We start from the raw sequence: 15,436 nt of genomic DNA on the forward strand, positions 1-15,436 counted from the left end.
GTGTTGCCCCACCCAATTCGCAGACGACGGGTTTGGTTCCGGCAAAAGCATTCGCGACTGTGATCGATGGCTTAACGCCGATACGTCTTCCCCTCCCCGTCGAACAGATGCAGCTTGGCGCGGTCTGCGGTGAAGCGGACGCGCTCTCCGCGCTTGATCGGCTGGATGCCGGCGAGTTTGGCGATGATCGGTTCGTCGGGAACGAGTCCTTCGATGTAGAGGAGGGTGACTTCGCCCAGCGCCTCGACGATGGAAACGGTGCCTTCGAAGAGGAAGCTGTCGCCGGTGGTGATCTGAAGGTCTTCGGGGCGGACGCCGAAGCTTGCCTGCCGGCCGCTTTCGGTATCGGGCGTCGGGATATCGAGGATGTCGCGCTTGCCGCCGACGAGTTCGACCGTCGTCTGGGCGCCGGTTGCGACGATCCTGGCGGGGATGATGTTCATGGCGGGCGAGCCGATGAACTGGGCGACGAAGAGGTTGGCGGGGCGCTCGTAGAGTTCGAGCGGCGGACCGACCTGCTCGATATGACCGCCGGAGAGGACGACGATGCGGTCTGCAAGCGTCATCGCCTCCACCTGGTCGTGGGTGACGTAGATCATGGTCGTGTCGGCCATCTGCTCGTTCAGCCGCGCGATCTCGATGCGGGTGGCGACGCGCAGCGCCGCATCGAGGTTCGACAGGGGCTCATCGAACAGGAAGACCTTGGGGTCGCGGCAGATGGCGCGGCCGATGGCGACGCGCTGGCGCTGGCCGCCGGAGAGCGCCTTCGGCAGGCGGTCGAGATATTGCGTGAGTTGCAGGATATCGGCGGCGGCGCGGACGCGGCGGTCGATCTCCTCCTTGCTTTCCTTGGCGATGCGCATGCCGAAGGCCATGTTGTCGTAGACCGTCATATGCGGGTAGAGCGCATAGGACTGGAACACCATGGCGATGCCGCGCTTCGACGGCGGGGTGTCGTTGACCTTCTCGCCCTCGATGAACATCTCGCCGCCGGTGATCTCCTCGAGCCCGGCGATCATGCGCAGCAGTGTCGATTTTCCGCAGCCGGACGGGCCGACGAAGACGATGAACTCGCCCTTCTCGATCGTCAGATCGATTCCGTGGATGACGTCCACGGCACCATAGGATTTGCGGATCTTGCGTAGTTCCAGTCCGGACATGGGTCCCTCCCCGTTCACTTCAATTGTGATCGTCAGACGATCCGCGCGAAAAATCCGCTCCAGGCGGGTAGTGTAATGCTGTTGTCGCCGAGTTCCGAGGCGAAGCCGTGGCCGGTCAGCACCTCGAGCCGCTCGGCTGGCCGTTCGACCGATGCCGTCTCGCCGCTCATGTTGAACAGGCACAGCAGCGTCTCGTTGCCATGGCTCCGCTCGAAGCCGAGGATCGGCGCTGCATAGGGCTTGAAGGCGATCTCGCCCTTGGCCAGCGCCGTGTACTGGCGACGGAAGGCGAGGAAGCGGCGGTAGTGGTGGAGCACGGAGCGCATGTCTTGCTCCTGCACCGAGACGGCGCGGGGCAGATGCTCGGGCGGCACCGGCAGCCAGGGCCGGCCATCGCCGAAGCCACCGTTCTGCGCATCGGCCTCCCAGACCATCGGCGTGCGGCAGCCATCGCGGCCCTTGAAGTCGGGCCAGAACTGGATGCCGTAGGGGTCCTGCAGATCCTCGAAGGCGAGATCGGCCTCGGTCAACGCCAGTTCTTCACCCTGATAGATGCAGACGGAGCCGCGCAGCGACATCAGCATGCTGGCGAGGAATTTCGCGTGGGCGTCGTGATCCGCGATGCCCTGCCCCCAGCGGGAGACATGGCGCACGACGTCGTGGTTGGAAAACGCCCAGCAGGCCCAGCCTTCGGGTGCTGCCCGCTCAAAGGCGTGCTGTACCTCGGCGACGCGCGCCGGCGTCAGCGGATCGGGTGCCAGGAACTCGAAGGCATAGCACATGTGCATCTTGTCGCCGCCGGATGTGTACTGGCCGGCGATTTCGAGACCGATCTGGCTGTCGCCCACCTCGCCTACCGCGGCGATCGCCGGATACTCGTCCATGACCGCGCGGAAGCGCTGGAGGAAGGCGATGTTTTCAGGCCGGTTCTTGTCGTAGAGATGTTCCTGATAGTTGTAGGGGTTCACGGCCGGGGCCGTATTGGCATTGCGGCGCTCAGGCGCCAGCGCCGGGTTGTCGCGCAATTGCAGGTCGTGGAAGTAGAAATTGATCGTGTCGAGGCGGAAGCCATCGACGCCGCGCTCCAGCCAGAAGCGCTCGACGGATATCAGCGCGTCCTGCACCTCGGTGTTATGAAGGTTCAGGTCCGGCTGCGAAGTCAGGAAGTTGTGCATGTAATATTGCAGCCGCGTCGGGTCCCAAGCCCAAGCCGAACCGCCGAAGATCGACATCCAGTTGTTAGGCGGCGTGCCGTCGGGCTTGGAGTCCGACCAGACGTACCAGTCCGCCTTCGGGTTGAAGCGGCTGGAGCGGCTTTCGGCAAACCAGGGATGCTGGTCCGATGTGTGGGAGAGCACGAGGTCGATCATGACCCGGATTCCCAGACGATGCGCCTCGGCGATCAGGTCGTCGAAATCCGACAGCAGGCCGAAGATCGGATCGACGCCGTTATAGTTCGAGACGTCGTAGCCAAAATCCTTCATCGGCGAAGTGAAGAAGGGCGAGATCCAGATGGCATCGACATTCAGCGAGGCGATGTAGGGCAGCCGGCGCGTGATCCCCTTGAGATCGCCGATGCCGTCGTCATTGCTGTCCTGATAGGACCGCGGATAGATCTGGTAGATCACCGCGCCCCGCCACCAGTCGCGGTCGGCGGGCAGCAGGGTGGAGGTCTGTTCGGTCTGGGTCTTGCGAAGGGGTAGGCTCATGGAAGGGGGCGGGTCCTTGGACGGGTGGGTTCGGGAGACGATGGTTCAGTTCGCCTGAGTGGGATCAACCGCCCTTGACGGATCCCGCCAGCAGGCCGCGCACGAGATAGCGCTGCAGGCTGAAGAAGACGAGGAGCGGAATGATGATGGTGATGAAGGCGGAGGCCGTCAGGATTTCCCAGTTGCCGCCGCGCGAGCCGAGCAGGTTGACGAGGCGGCCGGTGAGCACGAGCTCGTTATTGCCTGTGCCGAGGAAGACCATAGCGACGAGGAGGTCGTTCCATGTCCAGAGGAACTGGAAGATGGCGAAGGAGGCGAGTGCGGGGAAGGACAGCGGCAGGATGATCTTGACGAAGATGTCGAAATCGCTGGCGCCATCGACCCTGGCAGACTCCATGATCTCGCGCGGCAGACCGGCCATATAGTTGCGCAGCAGATAGATGGCGAGCGGCAGGCCGAAGCCCATATGCGCGAGCCAGATGCCGACATAGGTCTTGGCGGGAACGCCGAGGAACGCGCCGACGCCGTTATACAGCTTGAGCAGCGGGATCAGCGACATCTGCAAGGGTACGACCAGCAGGCCGACGACGATGGCGATGAGGACGGTGCGGCCGGGAAACGGCATCCAGGCAAGGGCGTAGGCCGCAAAGGCCGCGACGAGGATGGGGATGATGGTGGAGGGAATGGAGACGGTGAGCGAGTTGATGAAGGACGCGCCGATGCCTTCCGCATTCAGCACTTCACGATAGTTGTCAAAGGTGAAGCGCGAAGGGACGGCGGCCTGAACGAAGATGCGCTGTCCGCGCGAGCCTTCCATGGCAACGTCGGAGACGATCTCGTATGTGCCGTCCTCCTGCACGGTCAGGCGCTCGCCGTCGTTGAGCGTCGCGGTCTGGCCGGGCTCGAAGGCGGCCGGTTCCTGCGTGCGGAAGCCGAAGGCGGAGACCTTGGCGCCGGGATTGTCGAGCGCGTTGCCGGATATGACGAACTTGCCGTCGCGCTGCTGCTGCGCTTCCGGACCCGGTGCGCGCACCGTCAGGTTCTGGCTGGAGGTAGACAACGCCGTCCACCAGCCGGAGACGGCCAGCTGGTCCTTGTCGCGCAGTGACGAGATGAGGAGGCCGGCCGTCGGGATCGTCCAGAGGATGACCAGCAGCAGCACCGAGAGATGGACGAAGAGGACGAGCGGGGAGCGTTTCGATGCGATCATCTCAGTGTCCCTTCATCTCTTTGGCAGCATTGCGAATGTTCCAGATCATGATCGGCACGACGAGGAGCATGATGACCACGGCGATCGCCGCGCCGCGGCCGAAATCGCCGCCGCCGCGGAACATCCAGTCGAACATGAGATTGGCCAGAACCTGCGTCTGCCATTGCCCGTTGGTCATCGCCAGCACGATGTCGAACACCTTGAGGACGAGGATGGTGATGGTGGTCCAGACGACGGCGATGGTGCCCCAGATCTGCGGGATCATGATCTTGAAGAAGATCTGGAAGCCGTTCGCCCCGTCGATCACCGCCGCCTCGACCGTTTCCTCCGGAATGCCGCGCAGAGCCGCCGACAGGATGACCATGGCAAAACCGGTCTGGATCCAGACGAGGATCGCCATCAGGAAGAAATTGTTCCAGAGCGGGATGGTGACCCAGGCCTGCGGCTCGAAGCCGAGCGATGTGACGATGGCGTTGAGCAGGCCGATCTGTTCGGTGCCGGCAGCGCGGTAGTCGTAGATGAACTTCCAGATGACGGAGGCGCCGACGAAGGAGATCGCCATAGGCATGAAGATCAAGGTCTTGGCGATATTGCCCCACCAGATGCGGTCGGTCAGAGCCGCGATGATCAGGCCGAAGAAGGTGGCGAGCGCCGGGACGACGAGCAGCCAGAGGAAATTGTTGAAGATCGACTGGCGGAACTCGCCGTCATTGATCATCCAGACATAGTTGGCGCCGCCGACGAAATTCTGCCCGGCACGATCGTGGAAGGAGAGCCAGACCGACTCGATAACCGGATAGATGAGGTAGATCGTCATGGCGAAGAGCGCCGGAAACAGGAAGAGCCAGGGGCGGATGGCGTTGCTGATGCGCAGATTGCGCGATGCATTGGCGCCCGATCGACCCTTTGACGGGAAGATGAGGTCGAGGATCAGGTTCGTTCCGTAGAAATAGGCAGCGCAGGCGAGAACGCCGGCCACCATCGTTACCACAGCCATCAACAATTGCTGCATGTTTCCCCCCTCAGGCCGCGGCGCGGCCGACCGTCGTCCACCCACAAGATCGAACCCGCACGCGCCACTTGCCATGGTGGCAGGCGGCGCGCGACGTCGCGAAACGGTCGTTACTTGATGCTGTCCCAGGACTTCTGGATGTCGGTCGCCACATCGGCTGCCGGCTTACCGCCGACATAGTCGATCATGGCGGTCCAGAAGGCACCGGCGCCGATCTTGCCGGGCATCAGGTCGGAGCCGTCGAAGCGGAAGGTGGTGGCGTTGAGGAGAATATCCCCCTGCTTCTTCATCGGCGCATTGGCGTAGGTATCGAGGTTCACGCCCTTGTAGGGGGTGAGGAAGCTCGACTGGGCCATCCAGACTTCATGCGCGATCGGCGTCTTGAGGAAGTCGAGGAAGGCGCGCGAGGCCGGCGTGTCCTTGGTGATCATGGCGAGCGTGCCGGCACCGAGGACCGGATTTCCGAGTTCCGGCTTGCTGGCATAAGGCGGCATGTAGAAGAAATCCGCGTCTTCGCCGACCTTGGTGCCTTCCGGGAAGAAGGACGGAATGAAGGATGCCTGGTGATGCAGGTAGCACTTCGGCGGCGAGGCGAAGAGGCCCTTCGGGCTGTCGCGGAAGTCGGTGGACGAGACCGCCTGCGTGCCGCCATCGACATATTTCGGGTTCTTGGCAAAGAAGCCGAACTCGTCGATCGCGCCGACGACGGCGGGGTCGTTGAACGGAATGGCGTTCGAGACCCACTTGTCATAGGTGTCGGCCGGCTGCGTGCGCAGCATCATGTCCTCGACCCAGTCGGTCGCAGGCCAGCCGGTCGCGCCGCCGGAACCAAGACCGATGCACCACGGCGTGCCGCCATCGGCGACGATCTTGTCGGTCAGGGCCTTCAGTTCTTCCATGGTCTTGGGCACTTCATAGCCCGCATCCTCGAAGTTCTCGGGCACGTACCAGACGAGCGACTTGACGTCGATCTTGTAGGGGAACGCGTAGAGCGCCTTCTGGCCGTCCTTGCCGGCATAGGTCGACAGATCGACCCAGGACTGGCCGGCGGCGTAATTGTCGAGCAGCCACTTGTCCGTGCCTTCGCTGAGCGGTGTCAGGTAGCCCTTCGAGGCGAGGTCGGCGATGAGACCCGGCTGCGGCAGGATCGCGACATCCGGTGGCGAGCCCGCCTGCGTGTCGATGACGATCTGCTGCTCGTAGTTCTCGGACGACGAATATTTCACGTCGGCACCGGTGACGTCGCGGAAATAGTCGAGCACGGCTTCGAACAGGACTTGGTCTTCGCCGCGCCAGGGGCCGAAAATGGTCAGCGACTGACCCTTGAGGTCATGCCCGGACTTGAAGTCCTCGTAGCTCTTCCAGTTGAACTTGGCGTCTTCGCCCGGCTTGAACTTCAGCTCCGCCGCCGAGGCGGTTCCTGCGATAAGAGCAAGCGCAGCTGCGCCCAGGATCAGTTTGGTCTTCACGTGTTTCCTCCCGAAAAACCGCTGCACCTTGCCGGCATCTTTCCTTGATGGCCGCTTTCAAAGCGCTTTGAGAAGCGTAAGAAATCATTGGTCGAGGCGGCAAGTCAAGAGGTTTTGCATGCCTGTCCATCGTAAGTTGTTAATTTGCAGTGCAGCGAAGGTTTGCAGTGCGGCAAAGCGAGAACCGTTTTGCGCAGCCACGCCTTTGATGGTAATGAGCAATCATACCGCTTTGAGGAGGGTATCGAAGCGCTTTGGCGGGAGTTTTGGAGGATGGTCGTCAATCTCAGACAGTTGGCCGAGATGCTCGGTCTGTCGCAGACGACGGTCAGCCGGGCGCTGAACGGCTATCCGGAGGTGAATGCGGAAACGCGCGAGCGCGTGCTGCAGGCCGTGCGCGACACCGGCTATCGGCCGAACCGCGCCGCGCAGCGGCTGGCGACCGGCCGTGCCGCCTCGATCGGCCTCGTGATGACGGTCGCTCCCGATATCGATACGGACGTGCATTTCAGCGCCTTCCTGACCGGACTTGGGGAAGCTTCCGTTCGTCACGACTTTCACTTCGTCATCAATCCAAGTGCGCCGGAAGAGGAAGAGACGACCTTCCGACGGCTGGCGGCCAGCGGCAATGTCGATGCGCTCTTCATAGCCTCCGTACGTCGTGACGATCCGCGGATCGAGATGCTGCGCTCTTTGCCGATCCCCTATCTGGTGCACGGCCGGGCGATCGGTCAGGGCGAGGACTATCCCTTCCTCGACATCGACAATGAGGGCGCTTTCTACGAGGCGACGCAGTTGCTGATCTCGCTCGGGCACCGCCGCATTGCGCTGATCAACGGGCAGGAACACCTGACCTTCGCCATGCGCCGGAAAGCGGGCATGCTGGCGGCTCTTCAGGAAGCAGGGCTGGAAACGCAGGATGTTCTGATCGCCCATGACTTCATGACGGACGAATACGGGTTTCGGGCAACGACGGCATTTCTGGCCGATGCCCGGCCGCCGACTGCCATTCTCTGTTCCAGCACGGTCATGGCGCTGGGCGTCGTCCGGGCCCTGAACCGCGCCGGGCTGAAGGTCGGCGACGACGTCTCGCTGATCGCGCATGACGACGTGCTACCGCTGCTGAAACCGGAACATTTCAACGTGCCGCTGACGACCACGCAGTCCTCGCTGCGGGCAGCGGGCGCCCGCGTCGCCGAACGGCTGATCACCCATGTGCTGAGCCCGGAAGATGCGCTGGAGCACGAGGTTTGGCAGGCGGAACTGATCATCCGCGACTCGACCAAGCCGGCGCCGCGGAGCTGACATCAAAGATTAGAAGCTCGGCGCTTCCACGCCGGCCGCGCGGTGGGCGGCGATGACGGTGTTCGCCATCAGCATGGCGATGGTCATTGGCCCGACGCCGCCGGGGACGGGCGTGATGGTCGCAGCGATATCCTTGCACTCGGCGAAGGCGACGTCACCGACGAGGCGGGTTTTCCCCTCCCCCCGCTCGGGCGCCGCGATGCGATTGATGCCGACATCGATGACGGTGGCACCGGGCTTGACCCAATCCGCCTTCACCATTTCCGGCCGGCCGACGGCGGCAACGAGAATATCCGCATTGCGGCAGACGGCGGGCAGATCCCGCGTGCGCGAATGGGCGACCGTCACGGTCGCGTTGGCGGCGAGCAGCAGGGCTGCCATCGGCTTGCCGAACAGGTTGGAGCGTCCGATGACGACCGCATTAAGGCCCGAGAGATCGGCGCCGTGGGTCTGGCGAACGAAGACCATGGCGCCGGCCGGCGTGCAGGAGACGAGACCGCCCTTGAGGTCACCGGTCGCGAGCTTTCCGGCATTGACGACATTCAGTCCGTCCACGTCCTTTTCCGGCCGGATCGACTGGATGATCGGGTCGGCATCGAAATGCGGCGGCAGCGGCAGTTGCACGAGGATGCCGTGGATCGCTGGATCGGCATTGAGGCGATCGACGATGGCGGCGAGATCGTCCTGGGTGGTTTCCTCCGGCAGCGTGTGCTGGACGGATACGAAACCGCATTCCTTGGCCATCCGGCTCTTGGAGGAGACGTAGGTGTGGCTGGCCGGATCGTTGCCGACGATGACGACGGCAAGCCCCGTCTTGACGCAGTGGCTTTCTTCCAGCGTGCTGGCCGCTGTCTTCACGCGGTCGAGAACGGCGGCGGCTACGGTCTTTCCATCGATAACGGTGCTCATCAGGCCCTCGCGGATGTGGTTCGTCCAGAGGGACATATAGGGCGCGAACGCCAGCAGATCGCCTCAATGCGTCCTAAGCTGTTCTTCACGAGGATTTCAAGGCCGACATGGGCCTGCACCGGAAGATCGTTCTCCGGTGCACCGTTTTTGCTCGAACCGGGACGATATCGTTACAGCGATGCGACCCGCCGGGCCGGCAGGGTGCGTGCCGTGCGCGGCCCGGTCAGCTTGCGCCAGAGAACGAAGCGCAGGAAGACCGGGATGCCGATGACGTAGCGCTTCCACAAGCGTTGCGGCTCGATGGTCATGCGGTAGAGCCACTCCAGGCGCATGCGACGGATGGATTCGGGTGCACGCGGCACTTCGCCGGCGATGAAATCGAACAATGCGCCCACACCGAGCACGAGCCGGGCATGCCCCGGGCCGACATAGCGGTCGATCCACTTTTCCTGGCGCGGCGTGCCCATGGCGATCAGCAGGATATCGGGGCTGGCCTTGCGGACCTTCGCCATGACGGCATCGGATTCGGACGGATCGAAGTAGCCGTCCGATACCGGAATGAACGTGTGCCAGGGCGTATGCTTGGCGAAATTCTCGGCAGCCCGCTGCAGGACATCGGCGCGCGCGCCGACCATGGCGACACGGCGGGGCGTGCGCATGTAGGTGAGCATGGCCGGCACGAAATCGGTGCCGTTCAGATTGGCGGGGAACGGCTTGCCATGAAAGATCTTGGAGGCGATATCGACGCCATGGCCATCCGGCAGCACGACATGCCGCTCGAGGATCGCGCGGTAGTCGGGGTCTTCCATCATGTAATTGGCATTGTTGGCATTCAGGAAGGAAATGATCGTTTGCCCGATCGGCAACGAGGCGACCTCGTCCACGAAGGTGAAAGCTTCCTCCCATTCGAAATCGCAGACCGCGAGGTCGAGGATGTCGCGGTGGGACGGCTGGATCGAGACGGGCGGAAAATATTTCATGCGGGCAATCCTCCATCAAGGAGCATCGCGCCGCACGAGCACCGTCCTCATTCCCTGTCCCTGCTCTCGCTCGTCGTCGCGGTCAAGCGGAGACGGAGCGGGCTGTGACGAGAACGGATATTCCCGGATGCCTGTGCGGTCACGATCCTCGGATCAATTGACGGCACAATAGCAAAGCGGTCTGAAATCGCGTTTAAACCATTCAATCAAAAGCCTTTTCCCGAATTCAGGATCCGTTTACGACGATCCTGTGAAAAGGCGAGCAAGAGCAAGCATGGCGGCCGGGGAAACGATGTTTCCCGCCCGGCGACGGCTCTTCGATCGTTTCAAGGTGATACAGGCCCGTGACGGAAGATGCGTCCACCGACTCAATGGCCGGCGGCTGCCTTCTCTGCCGCACCGGGGATGACGTCGTGTGCGGTGTTGCCGTTGCGATCGACGATCGCGACCGGCTCCGGCTGCTTGCGGCTTTCGCGATTTGCGACGCGCGCGACATCGGCCTTGGAAAGATATTCGAGCTGTTCGACCAGCACCTCGAAGATCACCTCTTCCTTCATCTGCTCGTTCAGGCCCGCCTTCACGACGGACTTGAAGTTGGCGAGATCGAAGGATTTGCTGTCCTCGACATTGATCAGCTGCTTGCCGACGAGAATATCGAACAGCGCGTTGGTGACGGTCTCCTTCAAGGGAACCGGCAGCGTCTTCACCTTCGTCTTGTCCACGGCGAAGGAGAGCTTCGTCAGGAAGTATCCCTGCACGCCGCCATCGCGGAGCACCGGGACCGTGATCAGCTCGCCGGGAACGTATTCCTGCACGGCGAGCCGGGCCTGCTCCTCACTGGATTCCACCGGTGCGGAGGCGTGACGCATCGAGACATAGACCGATCCGAGCGTGATGCCTGCGACCCAGACGCCGGTGAGAAGAAGCTTGATCATACCATCGCGCCGTAACGGAACTGTTCTTCGGAGTAGATGCCATCGGCATCGGCGTCCTGCGCCGCGGTCTTCAGCAGCTCGACCACCGAGCGGCAGGCCTCCAGATGGGCCTCGACCTTTTCGGAATTGGTCGCCAGCTTGTTGCGGATATGCTTGGCCTGCGACAGGTAGGACGGCGACACGTCGGTCGGCGCTGCCTGCCGGCGGTTGAGCATGGTCAGCTCATAGAGGCACCGGCTCTTGCGCAGGTTGGACGCCTTGAGGTCGAAGGTGGGATCGACGCCGATCCGGGCGTTCTCATTGTCGAGGATCATCTCGAGCCGACCCAGAATGTTGCGGATCCGCACATCGCCCGAAGCCTGAATTTCCATAGAACGTCTCCCGTCTTGGTACGGCACTCGGGTGGATTTCGCCGCTCACCCTGCGCCTGCATTCCCGATTTTCCGCGCGTCTCGACGTCTGGGCCCAACCCTGTGACGCCACGTGCGAAACATGAACCTCTGCCGGCGGCCGGAGCATCTGGACGATGCCGGCAGCCGGTCCGCGTCGCTGCGCCGGCCCCCTCAGGGCCGGGCGTCCTCTTATTCCGTTTCCGGCTGATCGCGTTCCGCGAACCGGAAACAAGAACCATCGAAAATCTCTGGCCGGAAGGCCAGATTTTCACTGGACGGAATACGGTTTCCGGTCTGATCAACCGGAAGCCGTATCACTCCGCACTGCCTTTCGAGGACAGTGCGTCGCTCGCCCGGAAGCCGTCCAGCGCCTTGCGCTGATATTCCTGCACCATGCTTTGGGCCATGTTGGCGCTGTTGCCATCGAGCTGCGCGCTGACGCGATTGGTCATGCTCGTGCCGCCGGCGCCATCGGCCACCATGCTCGCGGCAATGCCGACGCCGCCGCCCTTGGCCATGACGTTGCCGATCTGCTCGGCCATCATGCTCTTCCACATGTCGCCGGCCGTGCCCTTGCCGTAGACGTCCTCGCTGTTGCTCGGCATCATCGACTTGACGAAGTTCTGGAGCACCATGGCCTCGAACTTGCGATAGGTTTCCGGCACCTTCTTCGGCTCGGCGCGGTTGTCGATATTCCCCAGGCCGGAACCGCCCTGGTTCTGGTTGAGGATCGCGACCGTGTTGGCAAAACCATTGCCGGTCTCCGCAAGGCTCGACGCGCGGAAGGCGGCCCGGTTGGACTGCAGACGCGCCTGCGCCTCTTTGACCTGCGTCGGATCGGCCGCGCGCAGGACATCCATCACCAGATCGGTCGGAGGAGAAATGGCCATCCGGGTGCTTCCTTCGTCATGCAGCCTGCAGCCCGCTGAGAGAGGCTGAAAATCCGCGATGAAAATCAGATATTTGGCTGGATGAAACGAGACCGTCGCATCCTGCCGACCGGGGCCACTATGAGTGGTCAAGCTTACCGGAAGCTGGCGCGCCATGCATGACGTGCTGGTCGATGAGATCGTAGATGGCATCATCCGCCTCGGCGCGCTCTTCGAGCGCACGGGCATCCTTCATATGCTCGGCCAGCCGGTCGCCCTTCGCCCGCTCCTTGAGCACGCGCGCTTCATGCACCTGCTGGATACCCTCAAGCATCTGGTCCTTCTGGGCGAGGCGACCGAGTTGCGACGCGTAGTGGCCGGAAAACATGGCGTGGAGAGGCTTCGCCGAGCCCATGGCGTCGGCCACGACGTCGATCGTGGTCGCGAGTTCGCGGCGCTGGCGGGCGGTTTCGGAAAGCTCGTTTTCCGCCATCTGTTCGAGATGGCGCTGGACGGCGACGAGGCGCTTCAGCTTGTCGGAGCGGTTTCCGGCCATGTCTATATTCCCTGCATGACGACGGCGAAGCCATCGGCGAACAGCCGCAGCATGGCGGCGATGCCCAGATAGAGAAGGAACAACCCGCCCATGATGAGGTAGGGCGCGGAGATGAAGTAGAGCGGCATCTGCGGCGCCAGCTTGTTGACCATGCCGAGCGCCACGTTGAAGAGCAGGCCATAGATGATGAACGGGCTCGACAGGCGCAGCATGATCATGAAGGTCATTTCCAGCGCATTGGTCATCGTGATCAGGATGCCCTGCGGATCGAATCCGACGCCGAGCGGCATGACCCTGTAGCTGTCGAAGATCGACTCGAAGATCACATGATGGAAATCGAGCATGAAGAGCACCATGAGCCCGGCAAAGGAGATCATGTTCGTCACCTGGTTTTCCGAGGAGTCTTCCAGCACGTCACTGGCCGGCGGCGCGGTGAAACCGATCATCATGGTGAGCACGGTGCCGACGAACTGGAGGCCGAGCGCGTAGAAGCGGGCGATGAGGCCGATCACGCTGCCGATGACGATCTCGGTGGTGATGATATAGATATAGGTGTGACCCTTGCCGGAGATCTGCGGATAGATGTCGTTCCACATCAGCGGCAGGATCGCCATAGAGATCGCGACCGCCGTGAAGAGGCGGATCTGGACCGAGACGCGGGCCGACGAGAAACCCGGCATGACCATGATGCAGGCGCCGATACGGCAGAACGCCGCAAACAGCGCCAGCACCGTGCCTTCCGGGTCTGTTATCATGAAATGGAGCCGATGATCTTGATCTCGAGCCCCTTTGCGAGCTCGACATGGCTGAGGACCGGCAGCGTGGCAAACAGGCGTTCGATGATCATGCGGACATAAGAGCGGGATTCGGGCGAAGATACCAGTACGAACGGCATGCCGCGGTCGAGATGTTCGCGGATGACGCGGGTCGCCTCCTCGCTGAATTCCTCGAGGTGGCGCGGATCGATGTCGAACTCGACGATATCGCCCTTGGCGTCGCGCTTCAGCGCCTGGTGGAACACCATGTCCCATTTGTTTCCGAGGCGCAGCACGCGCAGCGTGCCGTTGTCGGAGAGATCGCCGCAGAGCTGCTGCGACATGCGGACGCGGACGTGCTCGACGATATGCTCGGTCTTGCGGACATGCGGGGCGAGTTCGGCGACCGCTTCGAGGATCAAGTGCAGGTTGCGGATCGAGACGCGCTCGGCAAGCAGCAGCTTCAGCACGGCCTGCAGGCCCGAATATGACATGTGCGAGGTGCAGATCTCGTCTGCGAGCTTGCGATATTCCGGATCGAGACGCTCGATGAGGATCTTGACGTCCTTGTAGGACAGCAGCTGCGGCAGGTTGTTGCGGATGACTTCCGACAGGTGCGTCAGCACGACGGAGACGTTGTCGATCGGGTGGAAGCCCTCACGCTTGAGGTCTTCGGTGAAGGTTTCGAGGATCGAGACGGCGGGCATGCCGAAGGCGGGCTCGCGGATATCGTCGCCGGGAACCGTCGGACGACGGCCACCGCCAGTGACGACGATGACTTCGCCGACACGCACCGTATTCGACGCGATCGTCGTGCCGTGGACGCGGATATGGTAGGCCTTGTCCGGCACGGCGATGTCGTCGGAGACCTTGATCTCGGGAACGATGAGCCCGTACTGGCTGGCGAATTTGCGGCGCATCTTGCCAACGCGGAAGGCGAGTTCCTGATGGGCGCCGAGCAGGCGGGTCGAGACCTGCTTGCCGAGCAGCAGCTCGATTTCCGCGGTCTTGAGGACGGACTTGACGCTGTCCTTCTCGCTGTCCTTGACCTGGGCTGCCGTCTGCAGATCCTGTTCGCGCTTCAGCTGACTTGCGGCTGCAGCACGGCGCGGGATGATATAGGCTATGGCGGCCATGCCGACACCGAGCGTGGCGAAGGGAATGAAGGGCAGACCAGGGATGATGGAGAGCATGGCCAAAAGGCCCGCCGCCACCATCAGTGCGCGGGGATAGTTGCTGAGCTGGCCGACGACCGCCTGGTCGGTGGAGCCCGAGGTGCCGCCGCGCGACACGAGAAGGCCGGCGGCCAGCGAGACGATCAGGGCCGGGATCTGCGAGACCAGACCGTCGCCGACCGATAGCTTGACGAACACGTCCGCCGCTTCGCCGATCGACATGCCGTGGCGGAAATAGCCGATGATGATGCCGCCGAACACGTTGATGCCGGTGATGAGAAGGCCGGCGACCGCATCGCCGCGCACGAACTTCGAGGCACCGTCCATGGAGCCGAAGAAGGAGCTTTCCTCCTCCAGCTCGCGCCGGCGATGCTGCGCTTCCTTCTCGTTGATCAGGCCCGCCGACAGGTCGGCGTCGATCGACATCTGCTTGCCGGGAATGGCATCGAGGGTGAAGCGGGCGCCGACTTCCGCGATACGCGTGGCACCCTTGGTAATGACGATGAAGTTCACCGTGATCAGGATAAGGAAGACGATCAGACCGATGACGAAGTCGCCGCCCATGACGAGTTCGGCGAAGCCCGCAATGACGCCGCCGGCCGCATCGTGCCCCTGGTGCCCGTGCGAGAGAATAACGCGCGTCGTCGCGATGTTCAGCGCGAGGCGGATCATGGTCGAGATCAGCAGAATAACCGGGAAGGACGAGAAATCGAGCGGCCGCTGGATCCAGAGCGACACCATCAGGATGAGGATGGAGAAGGCGATAGAGAAGGCCAGACCCATGTCGATCAGGAAGGGCGGGATCGGCAGGAAGAGGATCGACAGGATCGCGACGATGCCGAGCGCGAAGCCGACATCGCGCCCATTCGGGGCGATCTTGGGGATTACTATTGCAGGAGGTTGTGCCATCGGAATGTCCGTCTCGTCATGAGAGGCGGGCGACATTCATACCTGTCGCCCCATATGCCGACAGTTCTAGGTGTCCAAGCTTGCGCGGGGA

Annotated in this window: 14 protein-coding genes; 1 reads left to right on the forward strand and 13 read right to left on the reverse strand. The window is 62.6% G+C overall.

Translation table 11 applies throughout. From position 1 onward, the window contains the following. Positions 1 to 71: 71 nt before the first annotated feature. The 5 genes from G8E10_RS00810 to G8E10_RS00830 all read right to left on the reverse strand — a co-directional run bounded on the left by G8E10_RS00810 (position 72) and on the right by G8E10_RS00830 (position 6,560). Positions 72 to 1,160, reverse strand: coding sequence for an ABC transporter ATP-binding protein (locus tag G8E10_RS00810; RefSeq protein ID WP_110726938.1), 1,089 nt, complete (start codon positions 1,158 to 1,160; stop codon positions 72 to 74). Between the two features lie 32 nt (positions 1,161 to 1,192). Beyond that, positions 1,193 to 2,869 carry a beta-galactosidase BglA gene (gene bglA, locus G8E10_RS00815; RefSeq protein WP_110800005.1) on the reverse strand — a complete coding sequence of 559 codons (1,677 nt, stop codon included), beginning with the start codon at positions 2,867 to 2,869 and terminating at the stop codon, positions 1,193 to 1,195. Between the two features lie 64 nt (positions 2,870 to 2,933). Beyond that, the gene (locus tag G8E10_RS00820) at positions 2,934 to 4,079 is read right to left on the reverse strand and encodes a carbohydrate ABC transporter permease (protein ID WP_110726942.1); all 1,146 of its coding nucleotides are present in this window, start codon (positions 4,077 to 4,079) and stop codon (positions 2,934 to 2,936) included. 1 nt (position 4,080) lies between these two features. After that, complete coding sequence (locus tag G8E10_RS00825) at positions 4,081 to 5,091, reverse strand: carbohydrate ABC transporter permease (RefSeq protein ID WP_167126052.1); 1,011 nt, start codon at positions 5,089 to 5,091, stop codon at positions 4,081 to 4,083. 110 nt (positions 5,092 to 5,201) lie between these two features. Then, positions 5,202 to 6,560, reverse strand: a complete 1,359-nt coding sequence (locus tag G8E10_RS00830) for an ABC transporter substrate-binding protein (protein ID WP_110732944.1) — start codon at positions 6,558 to 6,560, stop codon at positions 5,202 to 5,204. 273 nt (positions 6,561 to 6,833) lie between these two features. Between G8E10_RS00830 and G8E10_RS00835 the strand changes: the two genes are divergently transcribed. Next, a complete protein-coding gene (locus G8E10_RS00835) occupies positions 6,834 to 7,865 on the forward strand; it encodes a LacI family DNA-binding transcriptional regulator (RefSeq protein ID WP_167126055.1) in 1,032 nt (343 codons plus the stop codon). A 9-nt stretch (positions 7,866 to 7,874) separates the two neighbouring features. Here G8E10_RS00835 and folD read toward each other — a convergent pair whose 3' ends face one another. From folD to flhA, 8 genes are all read right to left on the reverse strand, one after another. Continuing rightward, positions 7,875 to 8,774, reverse strand: coding sequence for a bifunctional methylenetetrahydrofolate dehydrogenase/methenyltetrahydrofolate cyclohydrolase FolD (folD, locus tag G8E10_RS00840; protein ID WP_167126058.1), 900 nt, complete (start codon positions 8,772 to 8,774; stop codon positions 7,875 to 7,877). A 170-nt stretch (positions 8,775 to 8,944) separates the two neighbouring features. Beyond that, the gene (locus tag G8E10_RS00845; RefSeq protein WP_110800010.1) at positions 8,945 to 9,754 is read right to left on the reverse strand and encodes a WecB/TagA/CpsF family glycosyltransferase; all 810 of its coding nucleotides are present in this window, start codon (positions 9,752 to 9,754) and stop codon (positions 8,945 to 8,947) included. Between the two features lie 368 nt (positions 9,755 to 10,122). Beyond that, the gene (locus tag G8E10_RS00850; RefSeq protein ID WP_110726950.1) at positions 10,123 to 10,689 is read right to left on the reverse strand and encodes a hypothetical protein; all 567 of its coding nucleotides are present in this window, start codon (positions 10,687 to 10,689) and stop codon (positions 10,123 to 10,125) included. Next, positions 10,686 to 11,060: a hypothetical protein gene (locus G8E10_RS00855; RefSeq protein ID WP_167126061.1), complete on the reverse strand. Its 375-nt coding sequence runs from the start codon at positions 11,058 to 11,060 to the stop codon at positions 10,686 to 10,688. The genes G8E10_RS00850 and G8E10_RS00855 overlap by 4 nt, the downstream gene beginning before the upstream one ends. Before the next feature lie 335 nt (positions 11,061 to 11,395). Further along, complete coding sequence (locus tag G8E10_RS00860; RefSeq protein ID WP_167126064.1) at positions 11,396 to 11,971, reverse strand: rod-binding protein; 576 nt, start codon at positions 11,969 to 11,971, stop codon at positions 11,396 to 11,398. 118 nt (positions 11,972 to 12,089) lie between these two features. Next, entirely contained in the window at positions 12,090 to 12,506 is a 417-nt protein-coding gene (locus G8E10_RS00865) for a hypothetical protein (RefSeq protein WP_092932179.1), read from the reverse strand. Positions 12,507 to 12,508: 2 nt separating this feature from the next. Then, entirely contained in the window at positions 12,509 to 13,261 is a 753-nt protein-coding gene (fliR, locus tag G8E10_RS00870; RefSeq protein ID WP_110800012.1) for a flagellar biosynthetic protein FliR, read from the reverse strand. Further along, a complete protein-coding gene (gene flhA / locus G8E10_RS00875; RefSeq protein WP_110800145.1) occupies positions 13,258 to 15,345 on the reverse strand; it encodes a flagellar biosynthesis protein FlhA in 2,088 nt (695 codons plus the stop codon). The genes fliR and flhA overlap by 4 nt, the downstream gene beginning before the upstream one ends. Between the last annotated feature and the right edge of the window lie 91 nt (positions 15,346 to 15,436).

Source organism: Ferranicluibacter rubi, assembly GCF_011603255.1.
Classification (GTDB): Bacteria; Pseudomonadota; Alphaproteobacteria; order Rhizobiales; family Rhizobiaceae; genus Ferranicluibacter; species Ferranicluibacter rubi.

What these genes read in the sequence shown, in the direction of transcription:
- G8E10_RS00845 (WP_110800010.1), bottom strand. Translation starts at nt 9,754, where the DNA reads ATGAAATATTTTCCGCCCGTCTCGATCCAGCCGTCCCACCGCGACATC.
- G8E10_RS00825 (WP_167126052.1), bottom strand. Translation starts at nt 5,091, where the DNA reads ATGCAGCAATTGTTGATGGCTGTGGTAACGATGGTGGCCGGCGTTCTC.
- flhA (WP_110800145.1), bottom strand. Translation starts at nt 15,345, where the DNA reads ATGGCACAACCTCCTGCAATAGTAATCCCCAAGATCGCCCCGAATGGG.
- G8E10_RS00865 (WP_092932179.1), bottom strand. Translation starts at nt 12,506, where the DNA reads ATGGCCGGAAACCGCTCCGACAAGCTGAAGCGCCTCGTCGCCGTCCAG.
- folD (WP_167126058.1), bottom strand. Translation starts at nt 8,774, where the DNA reads ATGAGCACCGTTATCGATGGAAAGACCGTAGCCGCCGCCGTTCTCGAC.
- G8E10_RS00835 (WP_167126055.1), top strand. Translation starts at nt 6,834, where the DNA reads ATGGTCGTCAATCTCAGACAGTTGGCCGAGATGCTCGGTCTGTCGCAG.
- G8E10_RS00855 (WP_167126061.1), bottom strand. Translation starts at nt 11,060, where the DNA reads ATGGAAATTCAGGCTTCGGGCGATGTGCGGATCCGCAACATTCTGGGT.
- bglA (WP_110800005.1), bottom strand. Translation starts at nt 2,869, where the DNA reads ATGAGCCTACCCCTTCGCAAGACCCAGACCGAACAGACCTCCACCCTG.
- G8E10_RS00850 (WP_110726950.1), bottom strand. Translation starts at nt 10,689, where the DNA reads ATGATCAAGCTTCTTCTCACCGGCGTCTGGGTCGCAGGCATCACGCTC.
- G8E10_RS00820 (WP_110726942.1), bottom strand. Translation starts at nt 4,079, where the DNA reads ATGATCGCATCGAAACGCTCCCCGCTCGTCCTCTTCGTCCATCTCTCG.
- G8E10_RS00860 (WP_167126064.1), bottom strand. Translation starts at nt 11,971, where the DNA reads ATGGCCATTTCTCCTCCGACCGATCTGGTGATGGATGTCCTGCGCGCG.
- G8E10_RS00810 (WP_110726938.1), bottom strand. Translation starts at nt 1,160, where the DNA reads ATGTCCGGACTGGAACTACGCAAGATCCGCAAATCCTATGGTGCCGTG.
- fliR (WP_110800012.1), bottom strand. Translation starts at nt 13,261, where the DNA reads ATGATAACAGACCCGGAAGGCACGGTGCTGGCGCTGTTTGCGGCGTTC.